Annotated in this window: 17 protein-coding genes; all 17 read right to left on the bottom strand. The window is 48.7% G+C overall.

The window, feature by feature from the left end:
- Positions 1 to 7 precede the first annotated feature (7 nt).
- Positions 8 to 1,783, bottom strand: a complete 1,776-nt coding sequence (locus tag ACQE3E_RS08940; RefSeq protein WP_313728324.1) for a hypothetical protein — start codon at positions 1,781 to 1,783, stop codon at positions 8 to 10.
- A gap of 183 nt (positions 1,784 to 1,966) precedes the next feature.
- Positions 1,967 to 2,365, bottom strand: a complete 399-nt coding sequence (locus ACQE3E_RS08935) for an RNA-binding S4 domain-containing protein (RefSeq protein WP_313728325.1) — start codon at positions 2,363 to 2,365, stop codon at positions 1,967 to 1,969.
- Positions 2,358 to 2,717 carry a rhodanese-like domain-containing protein gene (locus tag ACQE3E_RS08930; protein ID WP_313728326.1) on the bottom strand — a complete coding sequence of 120 codons (360 nt, stop codon included), beginning with the start codon at positions 2,715 to 2,717 and terminating at the stop codon, positions 2,358 to 2,360. The genes ACQE3E_RS08935 and ACQE3E_RS08930 overlap by 8 nt, the downstream gene beginning before the upstream one ends.
- Positions 2,718 to 2,742: 25 nt before the next feature.
- On the bottom strand, positions 2,743 to 3,699 hold the full coding sequence (gene ispH, locus ACQE3E_RS08925; RefSeq protein ID WP_064030803.1) for a 4-hydroxy-3-methylbut-2-enyl diphosphate reductase: 957 nt from the start codon (positions 3,697 to 3,699) through the stop codon (positions 2,743 to 2,745).
- Positions 3,700 to 3,736: 37 nt separating this feature from the next.
- On the bottom strand, positions 3,737 to 4,222 hold the full coding sequence (rraA, locus tag ACQE3E_RS08920) for a ribonuclease E activity regulator RraA (protein WP_064030886.1): 486 nt from the start codon (positions 4,220 to 4,222) through the stop codon (positions 3,737 to 3,739).
- A 17-nt stretch (positions 4,223 to 4,239) separates the two neighbouring features.
- Entirely contained in the window at positions 4,240 to 5,595 is a 1,356-nt protein-coding gene (gene yegQ / locus ACQE3E_RS08915) for a tRNA 5-hydroxyuridine modification protein YegQ (protein ID WP_313728327.1), read from the bottom strand.
- Between the two features lie 84 nt (positions 5,596 to 5,679).
- The gene (locus ACQE3E_RS08910) at positions 5,680 to 6,801 is read right to left on the bottom strand and encodes a glycosyltransferase family 4 protein (protein ID WP_313728328.1); all 1,122 of its coding nucleotides are present in this window, start codon (positions 6,799 to 6,801) and stop codon (positions 5,680 to 5,682) included.
- 8 nt (positions 6,802 to 6,809) lie between these two features.
- Positions 6,810 to 7,919: a glycosyltransferase gene (locus tag ACQE3E_RS08905; protein ID WP_313728329.1), complete on the bottom strand. Its 1,110-nt coding sequence runs from the start codon at positions 7,917 to 7,919 to the stop codon at positions 6,810 to 6,812.
- On the bottom strand, positions 7,916 to 8,701 hold the full coding sequence (locus ACQE3E_RS08900; protein WP_313728330.1) for a hypothetical protein: 786 nt from the start codon (positions 8,699 to 8,701) through the stop codon (positions 7,916 to 7,918). Before ACQE3E_RS08900 ends, ACQE3E_RS08905 begins: the two co-directional genes overlap by 4 nt.
- A gap of 911 nt (positions 8,702 to 9,612) precedes the next feature.
- Positions 9,613 to 11,082, bottom strand: a complete 1,470-nt coding sequence (locus ACQE3E_RS08895; RefSeq protein WP_313728331.1) for an alginate O-acetyltransferase AlgX-related protein — start codon at positions 11,080 to 11,082, stop codon at positions 9,613 to 9,615.
- 3 nt (positions 11,083 to 11,085) lie between these two features.
- Positions 11,086 to 12,492, bottom strand: coding sequence for an MBOAT family O-acyltransferase (locus tag ACQE3E_RS08890; RefSeq protein ID WP_313728332.1), 1,407 nt, complete (start codon positions 12,490 to 12,492; stop codon positions 11,086 to 11,088).
- Positions 12,493 to 12,600: 108 nt separating this feature from the next.
- Entirely contained in the window at positions 12,601 to 13,290 is a 690-nt protein-coding gene (locus ACQE3E_RS08885) for a class I SAM-dependent methyltransferase (protein ID WP_313728333.1), read from the bottom strand.
- 16 nt (positions 13,291 to 13,306) lie between these two features.
- Entirely contained in the window at positions 13,307 to 14,653 is a 1,347-nt protein-coding gene (locus ACQE3E_RS08880; RefSeq protein WP_313728334.1) for an ABC transporter ATP-binding protein, read from the bottom strand.
- Positions 14,653 to 15,480 carry an ABC transporter permease gene (locus ACQE3E_RS08875; protein ID WP_313728335.1) on the bottom strand — a complete coding sequence of 276 codons (828 nt, stop codon included), beginning with the start codon at positions 15,478 to 15,480 and terminating at the stop codon, positions 14,653 to 14,655. The genes ACQE3E_RS08880 and ACQE3E_RS08875 overlap by 1 nt, the downstream gene beginning before the upstream one ends.
- 14 nt (positions 15,481 to 15,494) lie before the next feature.
- Entirely contained in the window at positions 15,495 to 16,763 is a 1,269-nt protein-coding gene (locus tag ACQE3E_RS08870; RefSeq protein WP_313728336.1) for a glycosyltransferase, read from the bottom strand.
- 1 nt (position 16,764) lies between these two features.
- Complete coding sequence (locus tag ACQE3E_RS08865) at positions 16,765 to 17,436, bottom strand: acyltransferase (RefSeq protein ID WP_313728338.1); 672 nt, start codon at positions 17,434 to 17,436, stop codon at positions 16,765 to 16,767.
- Complete coding sequence (locus tag ACQE3E_RS08860) at positions 17,429 to 19,138, bottom strand: capsule biosynthesis protein (RefSeq protein WP_313728339.1); 1,710 nt, start codon at positions 19,136 to 19,138, stop codon at positions 17,429 to 17,431. The genes ACQE3E_RS08865 and ACQE3E_RS08860 overlap by 8 nt, the downstream gene beginning before the upstream one ends.
- Positions 19,139 to 19,145 lie beyond the last annotated feature (7 nt).

The raw sequence follows: 19,145 nt of genomic DNA, 5'->3' as shown, positions 1-19,145 counted from the left end.
CCCCGTGTTAATGCAGTCGATTCAGAAATTCGGCGTCGATGCGACAGCCGCCGAGATCGGGATAATCGGCCAGATTCTGTTCAAAATCGCGAAACGACGGATGCTGAAACGCCAAACGCACGATGCGGCCCTGAGCCAGTTCGAATTCGAGCGCGCCGCCTTTGTCGCGAGGACTGCCCGGCTTGGTGGCGAACAACAGAATGCCGATATGGGCCAGCGGCTGACCTTGTTCCTGGGCCGGCCTAGCGCAACTGTAACTATCGACGTTCAGACCGGCGAACACCCCGGCCAATTGCGCGGCACTAACGACCACGCCTTCGTCGGGAATCGGCGGTAGTTGCAGCAAGGTTTCCAGGCCGAAATTACTCAAATGGTTTTGCAGCAATACGCTACCGTTGCCGGCCTTTTCGGTATTCAATAGCGGATACAGTTGACGGGCCACTTCATCCTTATCCGGGCTTTTCAGGGCCGCCAGCAATTGTCGGCCCGCCGACTGCACCGGATTCAAGATGCCTTCCTTCTTTTGCCTGGAACTGGCCAGCGCATCCCAGTCCTGCTCGGTATTGACCGCCAGACGCATGCTCTTCATGACCCAATAATCTTCCGGCGCCAAACAGCCGGAAAAGTTGGTGGAACGGTATTGCTCCAACAATTTGGGCCGGATCTCATCGGTCATCGCCCGCTGCATCGAGATATTGAAATTCTTCCAATCCGGCGATTTATTCAGAAAATAGTAGAGCAAGGCGTTGCGGTCGAATTTATTGAACCCCAAGTCCTTCATGACCAGTTTCAGCCGCCGGCACTGAGTCTCGACATCGCTGTAATCCCGCCAATCGGGTTGCAGATTGGGCCGATCGGCGGCATCGATTTGAGCCAGCAATTGCTGGAGACGCTGTTCGCCGTTGGCGGTTTGTATCGGTGTCCGCCACAGTTCTTCCAGAGACAAATCGTGAGCGTCCGGCGTCGCGTCGCCAACGGTTTTCAGCAGCAGGGACGACACCAATTCCGGATAAATCCGCAATTCGCCCAGTATCTTGGTTTCCGACGACCAAATGTTCCAACCGCCTTCGAGCACTTCGTAAACCGGCAAGCGGGTTTGGTTGAGACCTGCGCTGTCGGCGTTAAGTACGACGCCGGCCGGCAGCGTGTGGGTCTCGGAACTGAGCTTGCCGGCCGGCGTCGGCGCTTTCGCGACCACGGGCGGATTGCTTTCCACCCAATTGCCAGCCAACTTCCCCATCACCGCCATGCCGGTACCGACGCCGGTCAACGCAAACAAACCGCTGGCGGTGTTCAGATCCTCGACCAGCTGCGACAGATTAGACTCGTGGCTGTTACTGGTCAGAAAGCGGTATTCAATCTGGGTGTCCTTGGCCGAATCCAAGCGTAACCACGGCGTCAAATTGGCCTTTTTGGTCTCCAGTTTGAAATTGCACCGCCCGGTCGTCGCCTGATAAAGAAATCCGCTGGCTTCGCGCTGCAGCTTCAAGGCATCGTTATGCACCGCGAACACGACCGCGGCCGACAAATCGCCGTTTTCGTAATGACCGCCCATTTCATTGCAACCACCTTTCAATGCGCTGTCGCCCTTGAACTCGAACTCAGACAGCCACTGCACGTAGTAATCGTCGCCGGAAACCGTCGTTTGCCCTCGCAACGGCTTGACGGCTACAGATTCGGTTTTCGGATAATCCACCGCCAATTGCCGAGTGGTGGCGCAACCGACCAGCAATCCACTGACCAGCACCGCTTGCGCGATTATGAAAAAACAGCGTTGCGACATTCAAAAACCTTTTGGAATCTTGCGTGGGTGAAAGCGTACCGGCAAACTAAACGCCGGTTCTTAGGCCGGACTTAAGGTCCGGCCGCCGTTTGACAAACACCGGCTTATTCCGGCGCGCGCACAACGCTGGAATAATAAAGTCTTGCGGGAAGTGTGGCTATCGTTTTGTTGAACGAGGTCCGGTCAAGCCGAACCCTCTTTGAAACGATGAATTTGCCGGCGTTGCTTTTTGTTGGGTTTGAAGGGACGCTCCGAGACTGGGAACGCGGCTTGCTGCTGTTTGTGCAATTCCACCAATTGTTGCCGTTTGGCGGCGCTGGCCTCGTCTTCGACATACAATTGGGCCGCCTCTTGGGCCGGACGGCGTTGCCGATTCAAACCGGTGACAAGAATATCCCAGGTATACTGATCCTTGGTGATGCTGATGCGATCGCCGAGCCGAACATCCCGGCTGGGCTTGCAGCGCTGGCCGTTGACATGCACCTTTCCGCCGCTGACCGCGTCGGACGCCAAGCCGCGGGTCTTGAAAAACCGTGCGGCCCATAGCCATTTATCGATACGGAGTTCGTCTTGCTCACTCAACGGGCAAACCGCTCTCCGCCCAAGCCTTGAAACCGCCGGCCATGCTGACCGTCGCCGAATAACCCATCTGCTGCAATACCTGAGTCGCCAACGCCGACCTGCCGCCTCCCTGGCAATACACCACGGTCGGGGCTTGTTGCCGACCTTGGAAAGCGGGATGTCCGCAAATTTGGAATTCAAGTACGCCACGTGGAATATTGACCGCGCCCGGCAAATGGCCGGCGGCAAATTCGTTGGGCTCGCGGACATCCAGAATCAAATTTGTCGTCAAGCGTTCGCGAGCGGCGGCGACGTCGATCTCCGAAATCTGCTGCTTGGCGGCGGCGACTAAATCTTGCGCGGTAATAGCCATACGGTTCCTCGTTGGGCTGATTAAGTTAGGCTTCCATGTGCTTCTTCAATTCCTTGGGAATAGAGAATACCACTTTTTCCTCTATACCTTTATTCTCGCGGACCAGGGTGTCGGCGCCGCCCCAGGCTTTCAATTGATCGATCACTTCCTGTACCAACACTTCCGGCGCCGACGCGCCGGCTGTGACGCCGACGACATCCACGCCCGACAACCATTCCTGTTTCAGGTCGCGATAGGTATCGATCAAGTGCGCGGATTTGCCGAGCTGTTCGGCGATTTCCCGCAAACGGTTGGAATTCGAACTGTTGGGGGAGCCAACTACCAAAATCAGATCGGAAATTTTCGCCAGATCATGCACCGCATCCTGACGGTTTTGGGTGGCATAGCATATGTCGTCTTTTTTCTGCTCCTTGATCGACGGAAAATGCTCGCGTAGCGCGTCGACCATCACCTTGGTGTCGGTCATCGACAACGTCGTTTGCGTGACATAGGCCAGATTATCCGGATTATTGACTTTGAGGTTTTTAACGTCATCCGGCGTTTCCACCAAATAGATATTGCCGTGCTCGGTGCATTTTTCGTACTGCCCCATCGTGCCTTCCACCTCCGGATGTCCGGCGTGGCCGATCAGAATCACTTCCCGGTCCTGCTTGGCATGCTTGGCGACCTGCATGTGAACTTTGGTCACCAACGGGCAGGTGGCATCAAACACCGTCAATTGCCGCTCGTCGGCTTCGCGCTGCACCTGCTTGGAAACCCCGTGCGCGCTGAACACCAGATAGGAGCCGACCGGTACATCGCTCAAATCCTCGATAAACACCGCGCCTTTTTCCTTTAATCCGTCGACCACGGTCCGGTTGTGCACGACCTCATGACGCACATAAATTGGTGCGCCGAAGGTATCGATGGCTTGATCGACGATTTCAATGGCCCGGTCCACGCCGGCACAGAATCCACGAGGGTTTGCGAGTACGATTTGCATATTCTTGAGTTTTTTACTAGGTTAAGGCATTGGAATTCTAATCCAATTTTGTCTCGGCGACGATAATTCCATCGCTATCGGCATAGAGGTAATGATCTTTTTTGAAATTGACCCCGGCAAACGTGATCATCACGTCGCGGTCGCCTTGACCATGCTTACGACTACGCATTGGATGGGTATTCAAGGCCATTACGCCGATCGGCAGTTGCGCCAACAGTTCCGCGCCGCGCACGCAACCGTAGACGATGATGCCGCTCCAGCCGTTTTCGATCGCCAGAGCTGCCAAGGTATCACCGAACAAGGCACAACGCTTGCCGCCACCGCCATCGATCACCAACACCTTCTCGTTGCCATCTTCCTCCAATGCGCTACGCACCAAGGAATTGTCCTCGAAAACCTTCAGCGTGGCGATTCGCCCGCAAAACCGTTGGCGCCCGCCGAAATGGCGCAGCATGGGTTCGGCGACCTGGAAATTCTCCGCATCGCCGAAGCGATCGCATAAATCGGCGGTCAGAAATGCCAAATCGGCCTCCAAGTCCATCAAAAATAACGCGCCAACAAGCCGTAGCGACAGTCTTCGCTAGGCAAGGGAATTCGCACTTCGTATCCGCCGCCCAAGGCCTCTTGCATCGGATTGCCGTATTTATCCAGCATCCGATCCACAACGATATCCCGATTGCCGCCAGGCAAAATCATTTCCAACCGATCGCCAACCGCGAATTTGTTTTTGACGCTGACATCGGCCAGACCGGTGTCGGGATCGTAGGCGGTGATTTCGCCGCAAAACTGTTGCTGATGGCTCTTGGAATAACCGGACAGATAGTTCTGATGCTCGTGCGTATGATGACGCTGATAAAAACCATCGGTGTAACCGCGACTGGCCAGATTGTCCAGAACACCCAGCAATTGCGGCTGAAACGGCCGGCCGGCCAGCGCGTCGTCGATCGCCTGACGGTAGGTCTGCGCAGTACGCGCCACGTAAAAATGCGATTTGGTCCGCCCTTCGATTTTCAGGCTATCCACGCCGATCTCCACCAAACGCTGCACGTGTTCGATAGCGCGCAGGTCCTTGGAGTTCATGATATAAGTGCCGTTCTCGTCCTCCATGACCGGCAACAACTCGCCGGGCCGACCTTCTTCCTCGAGAAAATAAATCTGATCGGCCAGCGGATGACGCTCGGCACCACCGCAGCTCGCGCCACTCAATCCGTGACTGAGATCGTTCATCGACAACACCGGCCTGTCCGCCAACACGTAATCGCCTTCGGCGGTTTCGTCGGCCGGCTTGGTGTCGTATTTCCAACGGCAGGAATTGGTACAAGTCCCTTGATTGGGGTCGCGATGGTTGAAATAGCCGGACAACAGGCAACGCCCGGAATAGGCGATGCACAACGCACCGTGCACGAACACCTCCAACTCCATGTCGGGACATTGCTGGCGAATCTCGGCGATCTCGTCCAACGACAATTCCCGCGATAGAATGATCCGCTCTACCCCCATGCGTTGCCAGAATTTGACGCTGGCATAGTTCACGGTATTGGCCTGGACCGACAAGTGCACCGGCACGTCAGGCCACTGTTCGCGGGTCATCATGATCAGGCCTGGATCGGCCATAATCAGCGCGTCCGGCCCCATCGCGATAATCGGTTGCATGTCCTTGACGAACGTCTTCACCTTGGCGTTATGCGGAATGACGTTCGCCGCCAAATAAAATTTCTTGCCGATCGCATGTGCCTCGGCTATCCCCTTCGCCAGATTGTCCGCTAGGAAATCGTTATTGCGCACTCGCAAGCTGTAACGCGGTTGGCCGGCGTATACCGCGTCGGCGCCGAACGCGAACGCATAACGCATGTTCCGAATCGTGCCGGCCGGGGAAAGAAGTTCGACGTGTTTCATGTCCATCTCAAAAATCAGGTCAGACGCATTTTAACAAATTATCCCAACCCACATCCAAAGAGGGTTCTCGACAATCCACGCGGATCACGCTTTGCGGTTTGCCAGCAACTCGCGATAAATATCCAGATAGGCCTCAACCATGCGCTCGGCAGTGAAATGTTGCCAATATCTAGCCTCGGCCGCGGCACCCATTTTCGCGACTTCCTCGGGATGCTCCCACAGATAAGTCATCGCCTGTCTAAGTGCTATCGGATCGCTGGGCGGTACGACCATTCCGGTTTCACCACCGATGTTGATAAAGGTCGTGCCGGTGCCGATTTCACTGGAAATCATCGGTTTGCCGAACATCGCGCCTTCCAGTAGAGAGATGCCAAACGCCTCGGAGCGCAGATGGGAAGGGAACACCACCGCATAGCACAGAGCCAGCAAGGCCACTTTATCCTCATCCGGCAAGTGCCCCAGAAAGTGCACATTACTCAAGCCCAACCGCGCCGCTTGGGCCTTCAATTCTTGCTCGATCGGCCCCGCTCCGACGATCACCACCGGATAATCGACACCCCGCATGGCTTCCAACAAGATGTGTAAACCCTTGTAGTAGCGCAACACGCCGACGAACATAAAAAACCGTGGAGCCAAACGCTCCCGCCACGCCTGTATGTTTTCTGTCGAAGGTTCCGGATAGCTGGCTTTGTCTAAACCGATTGGAATGACCCGAACTTTATCGGCAAACGTTTCCAATACGTCACTGGTCGCGAAGTAATTCGGTGACGTCGCGACGATCCTGTCGACGCTACCTAAAAACCGCCGCTTCAACGGCCGATACAACTTTAACAAGTTCCGTTGCCGAATGATGTCGGAATGGTAGGTCAACACTGTGGGCTTGTTGGCGGCCGTCACAAAGTGCACGAGATCCATAAACGGCCAGGGAAAATGGTAATGAATGATGTCGGCTTTCCGGGCCAGCTGGGCAAACCGCAACAGAGCCGAAACCGAAATGCTGGTCGACGCAATTTGCAAATCCATTCGAGCCCGGTGCGCCAAATAGCCGTCAATCGCAATCGTACGATCCACTTTCTCCTGCGTTAACGACAATACGTCAACCTGCACACCGCGCATGCTAGCGCCTCTGGCGATTTGGTGGATGAGTTGTTCCACCCCCCCCATCGTGTCAGGAAATGCTGTCTTGTAAAAATGTAAAACTCTCATTCCGTAAATTATGCACCGTTATCGAGTAACGAGCATAATCGTTCCAGAAACTTTTCTTCCGAAAATCCCGCCGCCCGCGTTTCGCAAGCTGCACGCATCGACGCCGCACGTTCGCGACTCATCGCGACGACCGCATCGGCAATTTGCCCGGGACTCGGGTCGGCCGGCAGCAAAAACCCGCTTTCATTATCGACAATAGTTTCCAGCATGCCACCTTCGGCAACGCCAATGACCGGCTTGCCGGCGGCCATCGCTTCGACGGCCGACATTCCGAAATCCTCATCCAACGGAATGTAAATACAAGCCCTGGCGTTGCCAATCAATTCGATCAAACCCGCTTCACTCAACCAACCGGTGAAATGAATATTGTCGGCACCTTCAGCAAGCCGCTGCAAATAAGCCAACTGCGATCCGCCGGAAGCAACCACCAGGCGCTGACCCGGCAAACCCATAAATGCCCGCACTACCCGCTCGACCCGCTTGTTCGGCTCCAAGCGACCCAGCGACAAAAAATAATCGCCGGCCGACTGCCAACGAAAAGCGTCAACGTTAATCGGCGGATACAAAATCTCGGCCTTGAGTCCGGTTTGCCGATAAATCCTCCGTTGCACATGCGCCGAGTTGGTCAGAATCAAATCCATCCGCGCGACCGACTGCAGATACGCCTGACGATAGAGGTATATCAGCAAACTCGCCACCCAACGCAAAACTGACGGTGCGCGCTGTAAATACTCGTCTTTGCGGTCGAATGCGAAGCGCGGCGGCGTATGGCAATAATAAACCCGTCGTCCCGCGCGCTGAGAACGAACGGCCAACGGCGCGTAAATCCCGCTGTAAATGACCAGCTCGGCCTGTCGAACCATCGGCAACCGCCTCGCGAAAGTCCAAAGAGCTCGCGCTATTCTTGGCCAACGCGTTTCGCGGGATAGCACCCTAATGTCGACATCACTGGTGTCGGCACTCTCGGTGTAATCGGAATATAGCGCCGACACGGCCAAGCCGAAGCCCGGCAAGCCTTTGGCCATCGTAAGCACCAAGCGCTCGGCACCACCGTTTACCTGCATGTAGTCGTGCAAAATCCATCGGCGCGGGGGACGCTCCGCTAGCGGCTCGCTCATGCGTCGTAAATAAACGGTTTGCCGTTCAATATCCCATCGCAAATCAAATCAAGCCCAGGGTCGGCCCCCGGCATCAATTGCTCCAGACTGGTGACATTGACTTTATAAGGGCCGAAACGCGAGATCGGCGCCAGACATTTCAACGGTATCATCCGCCTGAAAAAGAAATGATATGCGTACTTGCGCGCCAATTCCACTTGCTCCGGCGGCAAGCGCCGGGCCAACGGCAAGCTTTCCAACACTTGGCGATACTGATCCGGATCGGAAACGTCGATTGTAAAACCTTTACCGCGACACCACGCTTCGCCGGCAACGACGACCGGTAAGCCGGTGCAAGCCAATTCCAGCGCCGTTTTCGTGCCGAACGCCAACGCACTATCGCATAGCGACATCAGCGCATACGTAGACACCTTATCGTCAGGCAAAACCAATTTGATATGATCGGGCAACGAACCGTAGCGCGCCGCAATCTCGTCAGCCACCTTTTGCCTGGACGGCACGGTGCCTTTGACTTCGGCAGGATGAATTCTAATGACCCATTGCAGATCCGCACGCGAGATAAAGTAGTCGATACTGGCGAACAGCCAATCCAGCATGGACGGAAACGCCGACTGACGAAAATGCAATTGCGCGTCCCAAATCACGTTCGTCAGCAAGCCGACGATGGGCTTGCCGCGTTCCAACCCCAGCCAGTCGGCAATCCGACTGCTATCCAACTCCGCTTCCGACTGGAAACTGATCCAATCGTTTCCACCCGTCCAACGACTCTGTAAATACTTCATGAGGTTTTCATCTTCTGTCGAAGACCAGACTACATCGGCCCATTGCGACGTAGCCTCATCTACCATCGTATGGTGGTAGCTATCGCCATGACTGAACAGTAGGGTCTTCTTGCGGTACGCAGGCCCCCAATTGACAAGCCTAACTCCGGCATCCCGGAGCACAGCTCCGATCGCCCCCTGCGGCACATAAATCCCGTGATGAAACACAACAACATCCGGCTTCTCTTTACCCAACAATCGATACATGACATTTGCGGTAATTTCGGCAGCGTCTTGATAACGAGCGCGAATCGATCCGGAACTATCAGTTCTTGGCAAAGACCCGCAACCGTAGTAGCGCAATGTTCCCGCGAGAGCATGTTCTGACAATCCATTTACAACTTGGCTAGGCAAAGAACTTATGGTGTCGCAACCCAGAAATTCACTATAGCGCAATATTGGTAAACCGAGCGGCGCTAGCATCGCACTAGCTGGAGAAATACAAGATGAGCACAGACTGGAAAGCGGACCTCGATCTACAAAGCTAGATTCCGAAAGCCATTGATGATCGCACTCCTGACAAGCGGGCAGTACACCATCACATAGTAAAAACCGGACATTGGCACCGCGAAGTGTCAGAGCAACTCCCAAAACACTCTCGAGAGCACTGCAAGGCCAATTGGACCCAGTGCTTGTAGCAATGAGAACTTTTAGCCCCGTTTCCGCGAAACGGCGAGCGCCCCCCCATTCATTAGAGTTCTTAAGCCACGACCAATCTGGTCTCACCCCGGAATAAGGGCGATATCGACGCAACAATTGCTGACCAAACAACGATTTGATTAGCTTACTCACAAGGCTGAAAAACACAACATTTACTGGTAGTGGACTAAGAAACGCGACCTTATACCGCCGATTATCAACGACTAATACCACTAAAGAGCACTTAATGGTATTAAAACAGACTCTTGCAAAGGCTTGATAGAACTATTACCTTCAATTATCGGCGGAGTGATATTCCCTTTTGAATCAGTATCTAAGAACAAATAAGCTTTGTCCATTGCGGGGATTACAATCTCAGTCATTTCACCTTTCAACACATCAGATCGACCATTAACTCGGACCTTGATAGCTTCTTGCCCGGGATTTCGAAGCTCGGCCAGCACAGCACCGTTACGCGGACCTTGCCAATCACTCTTGGAAACGCTAAATTCGAGGAAAAGACGGCGTAACCTAGCTTGCCTAACCGCAGCTGGGTTCTCAACGGGGAAGGCATCTTGGCAGGGACGTAAACACTCAACTAGTCGACTTTCAACCCAGGTCATAATTAAAAATTTTGGTCTTACCTTATCAAGGTATTCAATCGGAAATTTCAACTCTGGCGTTGGCGCAACGTTGTTAAGATTGAAGACATCTGTTTCCCTAAAGACCTCTCCAATGTAGGCTGCCAGTCGGTTTGTAAAGCTGTCTCCTATCAGAACAGTTTTCACGAATGGCGCTTGATCATTGGTTAAATATCTAGCTCTTACACCAACCGGAGCAAGCTCAGCGAACTGCGGCGCTAGACGTTCCCGCTGCCTATATCCAGCCAAAGGCACTGATACCCAACTGAGGTCTTTAAAAGGCACACCCATAAGTCGACCGTAAGAAGTTGGTTCTAGATAGTCATCTTTTAATTCCGATGGAGGATATTCAGAGGGAGCCTCGTTAGGGAAGTTCAGACGAAGCTGATAAATTAGAGAATTAAATGCAGCAAAAGTCCCTTGATGATTCGCATGACCATCTGTAGGATAATAAGTTTGAATAGCACTAGACTTTTCTAAAATAGCCTTCTTAACCGGTATAAATTGAATCCCACTATCCCGGCTTAAAAAATCATATACTTGCTCACTCTCTGTTGCCTGTTCTTTAGAAAACCGCAGCGCACTAGGCAAATAATTTGGGCCATAAATACTCAATTTAGATGGCATAAACATAATTACGAGATTTATCCCTCTTTCGGCCAGCCAGTCCCGTCTCTCTATCAGGGAAATCCTAACATTACGCTTATATTCATCGGATAGAGTCCTCGGGGCCAAAGAATGTTGCGTATCGAAATCAGCCCCAAAAATCCAACCATCTCGCCCAATGATTACTTTGTTGTTGAAAGTACTATTAAAAACTCTATAAAGCAACGAGTTGTAAGCTTCAACTAACGGCTTCCGAAATGCAAAATTATCAGAAACAAAACTATCCAATTGCCGAATGAAGGTCTCAATTGAACCGGAGTACTTAGGCATTGATGCCAATTGCCGATTTTCGTCAAGCTTTGATGGCAGCACGTACCCAAGCGAAGTAAGCAACGTATTTGTTGAAATAGCTCCAAAAAACAATATCGGTAAAATAAAAAACCTTACTCGATGCATTGATCAGAACCGAAAATAAATAAATGACTGAAGGGTTCTTGCGGCAATTGTCCCAACACAGGCCAACGTTAACACCGCTAGCGATATATTTCTGCAAAACACCTGGAATGAGTTACCGGAAATTAATTCACTTCCCAAAAACAACGAAAATAGTCGAATTTTCGAAAATGAAAAAATAATAGCAATGAGCAACATCACCCAAATGAAGGGATTAAACATTATGGTTAAATCGCGTTCAAGATAATCAGTTCGCCAAGAAAATAACGCTGAAAAATAATACACAGCGGAAACAACTGTCTCGGCGCGGAACCAAACCCAACCTAGTATCACTGCAGTAAAAGTGTAGGCGTGTCGAAATGGTGACGGCAGCGAGGCCAATGGCTTTTCTAAAAAACTTCGTTCTAACACAAGAAAACCACCATGCCAGATTCCCCAAAGTAAGAAATTCCAACTTGCCCCGTGCCATAAGCCCGTGGCACAAAACACAGTCCATAAATTAAAATAGGTCCTCGCTGGCCCATGTCGATTTCCACCCAAAGGTATATACAAGTAATCACGAAACCAACGTGATAGGGTCATATGCCAACGTCGCCAGAACTCTTGTACAGAACGGGCAGCGTAAGGGTAGTTGAAATTCTCCGGAAAATGAAAACCAAACATTCTCCCCAGCCCTATCGCCATGTCGGTATACCCAGAGAAATCAAAATAAATTTGAAAAGCAAAGCAAAGTAATCCCAACCATGCTATTGGACTGCTCAAATCGGTAGCGGGAGTATTGAATATTCGGTCTACGGGAACAGAAAGCGTATCGGCGATAAGAAGTTTCTTAGAAAGTCCGATTACAAACCTTTCAACTCCTAACGAAAAGTCTACTAGAAGTACTTTGTGGCTGTGTAAATCTGTCGACATTTCACCGAAACGCACAATTGGGCCGGAAATTAGCTGAGGGAAAAATGCCTTAAAAACAGCCAAATTCAACAAATTCCTTTCAAAAACCACTTCTCCTCTTTGGATATCGACTAAATAGGAAATTGCTTGAAATGTAAAAAATGAAACTCCTAGGGGAAGAGTTATCTCTGGAACTGGAATTGATAGATTAGCAAATTGGTTTAATGCCTCCACAAAAAAGCCAAGGTATTTAAAAACAACCAGCACTGCCAAATTGACAACCACACCTATAAGTAGCAGCGTATATTGTGAGCGCGGGAACCGCTTACCACCAATTAAACATCCAAAACAATAGTTAAATAAAATTACAAAAAATAAAACCCCAACAATCACAGGCTCGCCCCACGCATAAAAAATCAAACTTGCAAGCAGCAGAACCCATTTTTTGCATGGCAAAATAAAATACAGCAATACCACTATGGGTAAAAAATAACACAAAAAAATAGGCGATGAAAAAAGCATAATCAGGTTGAGTCTAAATTTCTCAATCGAGCTTCAATTGAACGTGGATTATCGACTATTACAAATAGAAAACATAGTCGTTAAGAAACCTTACCATCAATAAAGCACTTATCCATCACCGTTGACTGTATAATCAATTTTTGGGGTAACGGGCTCAACTTCGGTGACAAAATCGCGAAACTCCCCGAAATCTCGGGCAGCCAGAAAAATTTCCCTGCGATGAATCCGAGTTGGGGAATCGATAAAATCCAAGTGATCGACGCTTCCTGTGTAACGCAAAACTTGATTAAACCCTGATACAAACAACATCTTAATGAGCGCTGCTCTCGATGGAATCAAGGCATGATAAGTCAACCCTTGAGTTTCATTCCGCCCCTCTGAAACCAACTTAAATTCAGCAGCGTCTCCTGGAGAAATCTGAGTTTCAATTAACAAAAACCGGCTGGCAACTTTAGAAATAGAACGAATGGCTGCAAAGGGATTTTCTAAATGGTAAAGCAAACCAAAACAAAACACCAAATCGGCGGAGGGCAAAGATTCAAAAAGGCTATTTGAAGTAACATCGCCAATGTGAAATTTTGCCTCAGGAACGCGCTGACGTGCTTCGTTAACCAGTTCCTCTCTTCCGTCTATGCCTCGAACCAACAATCCTTTTTGTACTAATTTATTTGCAAACCAACCAGGCCCGCACCCCATATCAATACAACTGTATATTGAAGGCAAATTTGAAATAATTTGGTCCGCAGCGCTCCAACGCGCCTCATTTATTTCGATATAATATGACTCGTCAAAAAGCATCTTAACCTATTTAGATCTAATGATTTAAAACTTCCTGTTCCGACCATTTTAATAACGGCCTTACCGTACCTGGTACTTTTGAGTAAGGCCCTAATGACGATAAGACCCCAAAAGGCGCTTCATGCACATATATCGAGAGTGCTTTAACCGCTTCGTCGTGCCGCATAATTTTACCGGTACTAGGTGTGCACAACCCTACCGTAATAGAATACCTACCACTATTGAGCAAGTTAGCTGGTATAACAGCTGAAGCCCGATATTTTCCAATTCTACAATTGTTTAATACAGAGTTAAAATTCGTATATACAGCATTAAAAGCCAACAAATCACCATCAGTAATTACTCTAAAATAAGGCACGATAGTGGCACGATCAAAGAAAACCTCGAATACGACCTCTAACTTGATTTCGTCCGTAACACAAACGGTGGATGTCTGCCTACCCTCGGCATCGTATACGGTTGCTTCAACTAGCCTAGCGTGTGGAGGATCCGGTAAGCCGGGACCCGAAACCTGATTTACAGCTTTTATAGGCTCACTTCCTACACTCACCCGGGAAGAGTTTGAAGAAAGGTTGCTGATCCAACGCTGATGCGAGCTCAGAGTCATACTGTCTTGAGTAAACGCATCGGTAACTTTATCGGCCGCACCATCCATAACGACTTGCCCTCGATCCAGCCAAATACAGCGATTACAAAACCTCCTTACCGAATCCATGCTATGAGAGACAAACAAGATCGTTCTATCCCCGTGGGTTAATTCTTCAACTCTCTCAAGGCATTTTTTTGCAAATGCCATATCGCCAACGGATAAAACTTCATCCAACAACAAAACATCGGGATCAAGATGAGCCGCAACCGAAAAAGCCAGTCTAGCTCGCATGCCGCTGGAATAAAATTTAATAGGAGTATCTATAAATCGCTGTAGTTCGGAAAATTCGACAATATCCTCGAAACGTTGATCGGTTTCTCGCTTGGTCAAGCCATGGAAAGACGCGTTTAAATAGATATTTTGCCGGCCGGTTAAATGGTTCAAAAAACCAGTGCCGACCTCCAACAGAGACGTAACTCTACCTCGAATTCGGGCCTCTCCGGAGCTCGGATACACCACTCTAGAAAGTATCTTCAATAATGTCGACTTACCTGCTCCATTCTTGCCAACAAACCCTAAACGTTCTCCTCGTTTAATTTCGAAACTAACGTCTTTAAGAGCCCATATTGAGCTACTCTCATCTGATGTACCACCGTTAAATAGTCTTGCAATGCCACCCAACACTCCCTTATTAACCGGCTGGGTACTACTATGTTTCCCCAGTTCGTATCGCTTAGAAAGACGATCAACTCTGATTACGTAATCGTCCACCATCACAATCTATCCATAAACGTACGCTCTGCGCGCTGAAAGGCAAAAACGCCAACTCCTGCAAATAATACCGAGATTAAAACAGAATAAAGCCATTCATATAAAGGCAAAGAAAATTCAGAAAATAAAGAAGCACGAAAACCAAGTAGCGCGCCGGATATAGGGTTTAGCATCTGAACACTTTGAGCTGCTTTCGGCAGCATGGAAGGCGCAAAAATGACCGGAGAAATAAATAAACCGATATAAAGTAGCAAGCTTAACAATCGCTCCCAATCGCGGCTCAATGTTGCTAGCGCCGCAAATAAGCAACCTGAGCCGAATGCCAGCATTAGCGTTTGTAGCAACACTACTGGCAATAACAGTAAATTCCACCCGGGAATCATTCGATAGAAACACATAATACCGACTAGCGGCACCATTGTTATTCCGAGACCGGAAAGTTGCGCTACAACACTGGATAACGGACTAAGCAGTCTTGGAAAATAAATCTTCTGCATCAATGCAGCATCCGCGCTGATGGAAGCTGAGGCCCTGCTAACTGATTCAGTAAAGAAGAACCACAAGATTAAGCCACTGTATAGATAGGCTGAGTAAGTAATCGATACGCCGGTATTGGCGTTAGATGCATTACGAAAAAACACAAAAATAATCGTCATCAGGACTGGACGAGCCAAAACCCAAAAAATACCTAAGTGCAATTCTCCAAATTCAGCTTTTGTTTGTCGTATCGACATAGACCATAGCAATCCTCTATAGCTAATCAATTCTCGGAAATTAATTAAAGCAGCACGATTTGGCGCTCGAATAACAATCTCATCTGTAATTCGCATGACGTAACCGCAACTCAATCCGACACGTCATTTACAGAATAACGAGGATCACAGTCCAACTTAAGCGTAGACTTACCGCTCAGGGATTTCTCTCGCGCTGCATACATGATGTCCAAAAAAGTTTTAGCGAAAGCGGCGCAACGTTGTTGGTTATTTTCTTTGACAAAACTTTCACGCTTTAGGTCGGGGCCTGGGGCGCATCGCTCCCACAACAGTATTAACTTCTCAGCCAAATCATCAACATTACCTGCTTGAAAATACGTTCCATATAATGGATTCTGTTCGATATGTGTATCAATATTCGACAAAAGCATGTCTTTTCCAAGCGCAATACCGTCTTCGACGGTTGTGCTCCAGCCTTCAAATTCCGAAGGTTGTAAGGTAAAAGCCGCTTTCCTAAATACTTGAATTTGATCCGATCTTGAAATCAGGCCGAGAATAAAGACTTGATTCTCTATTTGGTGATTTTTCAGCGTTTCCAACAAAGACTGATAATAGTCCTGAGCGCGGTAGTCGGAACAATTTCCAGTACATACTAAAACAATTTCTTTCCCGGCCTGCTTTAATTTCGCCAAAGCCTCGAACACCAAATCATGCCTTTTATGCATAAAAAATTGGTTTGGCAGATATACGAACTTTTCAGGTAGATTGAATTTTTTACAAACATTGCCAGGATCACGACTAAAATCGTCGCTCTCCATCACCGAAACAAAATTAAGAACTCTTATATTTTTATCCGCATATTCCGGAAAAAAATGGTAGAAGTCCTTACGCACGGATTCACTACTCAACACGAGTATTTCGTCTCCTGCCAACATCCTTGCATAATCTTGATTTCGACGCGCTATTTCGTCATCGGAAAAATATTGCGGCAAGCATTTATACTGAAAATCCGGAATCCACAAGACGCTTTCCAAATTCATTGATAGTGGCATTCCTTTTACAGGATAAGCAACTTCGCATTTATCTGCAGAAATATCGAAATAGTCCAGAATGCGCAGAAGCATTTTACAAGCTGATTCGCCAAAAGCTTTCCTGACTCCACCGCACAGCGTTCTGACCCAAGGTGCTTGGCCTTCGAACGCTATGAAGTCATATTTAGAAAATTCCTGCTCGTAGCCCGCATTTTGGTTTTTGCTACCCAGTGATAGCACGATCGATGGCTGTTCAATTTCAGGCAAACAAGAAATCGAGCGGATTAAATTACGCGTATATTGCACACCCCCGATCCAATGCTGACCACCCGTCATTAATAGATAAATTCTGATATTTTTCACCAACATTTCACACTTCTCTATTTAGGTCAGCGGGAGTCAATCGCTTAACGACACGAGCGGGGTTGCCTGCAACAACCGTCCACGGCTCCACATCTTTCGTAACTACTGCTCGGGCCGCCACTACAGCACCTTCACCAATAGTCACGCCTTTTAAAACCACGGCGTCAAAACCGATCCAAACGTAATCGCCAATTGAAACTGCTTTCTTATCAACAACGGTCCAATTTTTATTTTTTATAAAATTCCCGGTGCCCCAATCGGCTAATTGTTGCTTTTGATCGTTTATTCGTTCTCTGTAGTCTAAAGAATGGGAGTTGTGATCATAAATCGTAATCCCCCATGCCATGGTGACCCAATTACCAACTGTAATCGATTCAGCAGAGATGAATTTTACGCTGCCAAGATAGCAACCATTTCCGATACTCACATATCCGGTATTAGTTTCAAAAATTATTTTGCTTTTGAGTATGCAATCGTCACCGATCTCGACACAGACGTCGGACCTGTCAACTCTAAACTCGATACCAAAAGCTTTGTCTAGAATGGAGTTTCCACATTTCACCGATGAATGTTTCTTGGCAATCTTGCCGTTAAAGCTGCCAGCACCGCTGATATTAACTGGAGTGCCTATAATTTCCGGCCTAGCATTTATAACCAATCTTCGTGCAATTTTATTCAATATACTCTTCACGTCCTTCCTCTTCTGGATAAATAAAAGGCACTCCTTCGAGAATTCCTTGGCAAACCACATCTAAACCCAAACTACGGCCTGGTTTCAGATCGTCAAAACCATCAGTAAGACTGATTTTAAACGGTGGAAAGCCTTCGTTTGGCATTAACATCGGCAAAGGTATCATCCTTCGGAAAAAAAAGTGATATGCATATTTTCGGGCACGTTCGGTCGCGACCATATCCATTCGTTGCCTAATTGGGAGGCGATCCAATATTTCATAATACTCGCTCTTGGAATTAGCATCCATGGTTATTCCTTTACCTCTAACCCAGGCTTCCCCCCCAACAATTACCGGTATTCCTCTTGCTGCTAGTTCGACACCTGTTTTGGTTCCATAAATTATGACCGAATCGCAAACATCCATTACAGCATAAGTGCTGATTGGGCTTTCAGGACCGATAATATAAAGGTTAGCCGGTAGGCGATCAAAGCGCTTATTGATTTCATCCACGACTTTTTGTCGCGATTTGACCGTGCCTCTAATTTCAGCGGGATGTACTCTTATAACTAATTGAATATCGGAACGCTCGGAAAAATATTCGATACTTGCCATTATCCATTCGAGCATATTCTCAAAGGCATTTGCCTTAAAATGCAGTTGAGCATCCCAGACCACGTTAGTCAGCAACCCAATAATAGGCTTGTTTTTATCTAGGCCTAACTCAGACGCAATTTTCGCCATTTCCTCTTCTGGCTTCTCATGGAACCATATCCAATCCCGAGTTCCATGCGCTCTACTCTCTAAATAACTAATTGTTTGTTTATCCAGCTGTTCACTCCACTGAATTTTTTCCCAATCAGCTACTGGCTCGGTAATCATCGTGTGGTGATATGTATCGCCATGACTGAATATAAACCGCTGCTTTCGATACGCGGTTACCCAATTAACGACTCGTACTCCCTTGCTTCTAGCGACTTCTCCTACGATACCCAGAGGAATATAAATCCCGTGACTGAATACAGCGACATCGTAAATCCGCGCTTCTAATAATCGAGTGACCGCGAAGGCGGCAAGTACCGCAGCCTCGAGAAATCGCCGCAAAACGGGTTCAGCAGTAGGCTCGCCTTCCAATGTACCTCTAGCGAAGAATCGAAGCGCTCCCGCTAACGCATGCTCTCCAATCGCCATATCGTTGTAGCGAAAATCTTGTATCTCCACGAATGAAGTCTGTTTACTAACAGAGCGAGCGTAACCCTTATCATCATCAGTAATGAAATCGCTATATCTAAGAACCTTTATACCTGCCGATGAAAATGAGTTTTGACTATTTTCGAAGCATCCGTTGCAGTACTTGTCCTTGGGTCCATACTCTACAAATTCATTCAGATTGGGGTAGTTATTGACGTTTCCTCTCAAACAAGCTGGTAATGCCGTGTCACATAAAAGCACTTCCGGGACCGCACCACGAACCGATAACGCCACGGCTAATAAACTCTCTACCGTGGTGGATGGCGAATCTCCACCTATGCTCGTCGCGATCAGCACTCTCTTTTTGGCTGAATCAAACAAACGCTCCTTAGACTGAATGGTTTTACCGTTCAATAACTCGTGCCAGTTTGGAAAGTTTTTATGAACAGCAGCCCCCAAGCTACTGCCGGGGCTATTTCCCAATATTCTTTTTACAATAGATTTAACGCTCTTCTTCATGCAACAA

Origin of the sequence: Methylomonas sp. MED-D, from assembly GCF_050276835.1 — a bacterium.
Classification (GTDB): Bacteria; Pseudomonadota; Gammaproteobacteria; order Methylococcales; family Methylomonadaceae; genus Methylomonas; species Methylomonas koyamae_A.
This window is presented reverse-complemented; position numbering and strand designations above follow the sequence as displayed.

Excerpts from the sequence above, each read along its gene's own strand:
- ACQE3E_RS08940 (WP_313728324.1), bottom strand. The coding sequence starts at position 1,783 with ATGTCGCAACGCTGTTTTTTCATAATCGCGCAAGCGGTGCTGGTCAGT.
- ACQE3E_RS08930 (WP_313728326.1), bottom strand. The coding sequence starts at position 2,717 with ATGGCTATTACCGCGCAAGATTTAGTCGCCGCCGCCAAGCAGCAGATT.
- ispH (WP_064030803.1), bottom strand. The coding sequence starts at position 3,699 with ATGCAAATCGTACTCGCAAACCCTCGTGGATTCTGTGCCGGCGTGGAC.
- yegQ (WP_313728327.1), bottom strand. The coding sequence starts at position 5,595 with ATGAAACACGTCGAACTTCTTTCCCCGGCCGGCACGATTCGGAACATG.
- ACQE3E_RS08910 (WP_313728328.1), bottom strand. The coding sequence starts at position 6,801 with ATGAGAGTTTTACATTTTTACAAGACAGCATTTCCTGACACGATGGGG.
- ACQE3E_RS08905 (WP_313728329.1), bottom strand. The coding sequence starts at position 7,919 with ATGAGCGAGCCGCTAGCGGAGCGTCCCCCGCGCCGATGGATTTTGCAC.
- ACQE3E_RS08900 (WP_313728330.1), bottom strand. The coding sequence starts at position 8,701 with ATGAAGTATTTACAGAGTCGTTGGACGGGTGGAAACGATTGGATCAGT.
- ACQE3E_RS08895 (WP_313728331.1), bottom strand. The coding sequence starts at position 11,082 with ATGCATCGAGTAAGGTTTTTTATTTTACCGATATTGTTTTTTGGAGCT.
- ACQE3E_RS08890 (WP_313728332.1), bottom strand. The coding sequence starts at position 12,492 with ATGCTTTTTTCATCGCCTATTTTTTTGTGTTATTTTTTACCCATAGTG.
- ACQE3E_RS08885 (WP_313728333.1), bottom strand. The coding sequence starts at position 13,290 with ATGCTTTTTGACGAGTCATATTATATCGAAATAAATGAGGCGCGTTGG.
- ACQE3E_RS08880 (WP_313728334.1), bottom strand. The coding sequence starts at position 14,653 with ATGGTGGACGATTACGTAATCAGAGTTGATCGTCTTTCTAAGCGATAC.
- ACQE3E_RS08875 (WP_313728335.1), bottom strand. The coding sequence starts at position 15,480 with ATGCGAATTACAGATGAGATTGTTATTCGAGCGCCAAATCGTGCTGCT.
- ACQE3E_RS08870 (WP_313728336.1), bottom strand. The coding sequence starts at position 16,763 with ATGTTGGTGAAAAATATCAGAATTTATCTATTAATGACGGGTGGTCAG.
- ACQE3E_RS08860 (WP_313728339.1), bottom strand. The coding sequence starts at position 19,138 with ATGAAGAAGAGCGTTAAATCTATTGTAAAAAGAATATTGGGAAATAGC.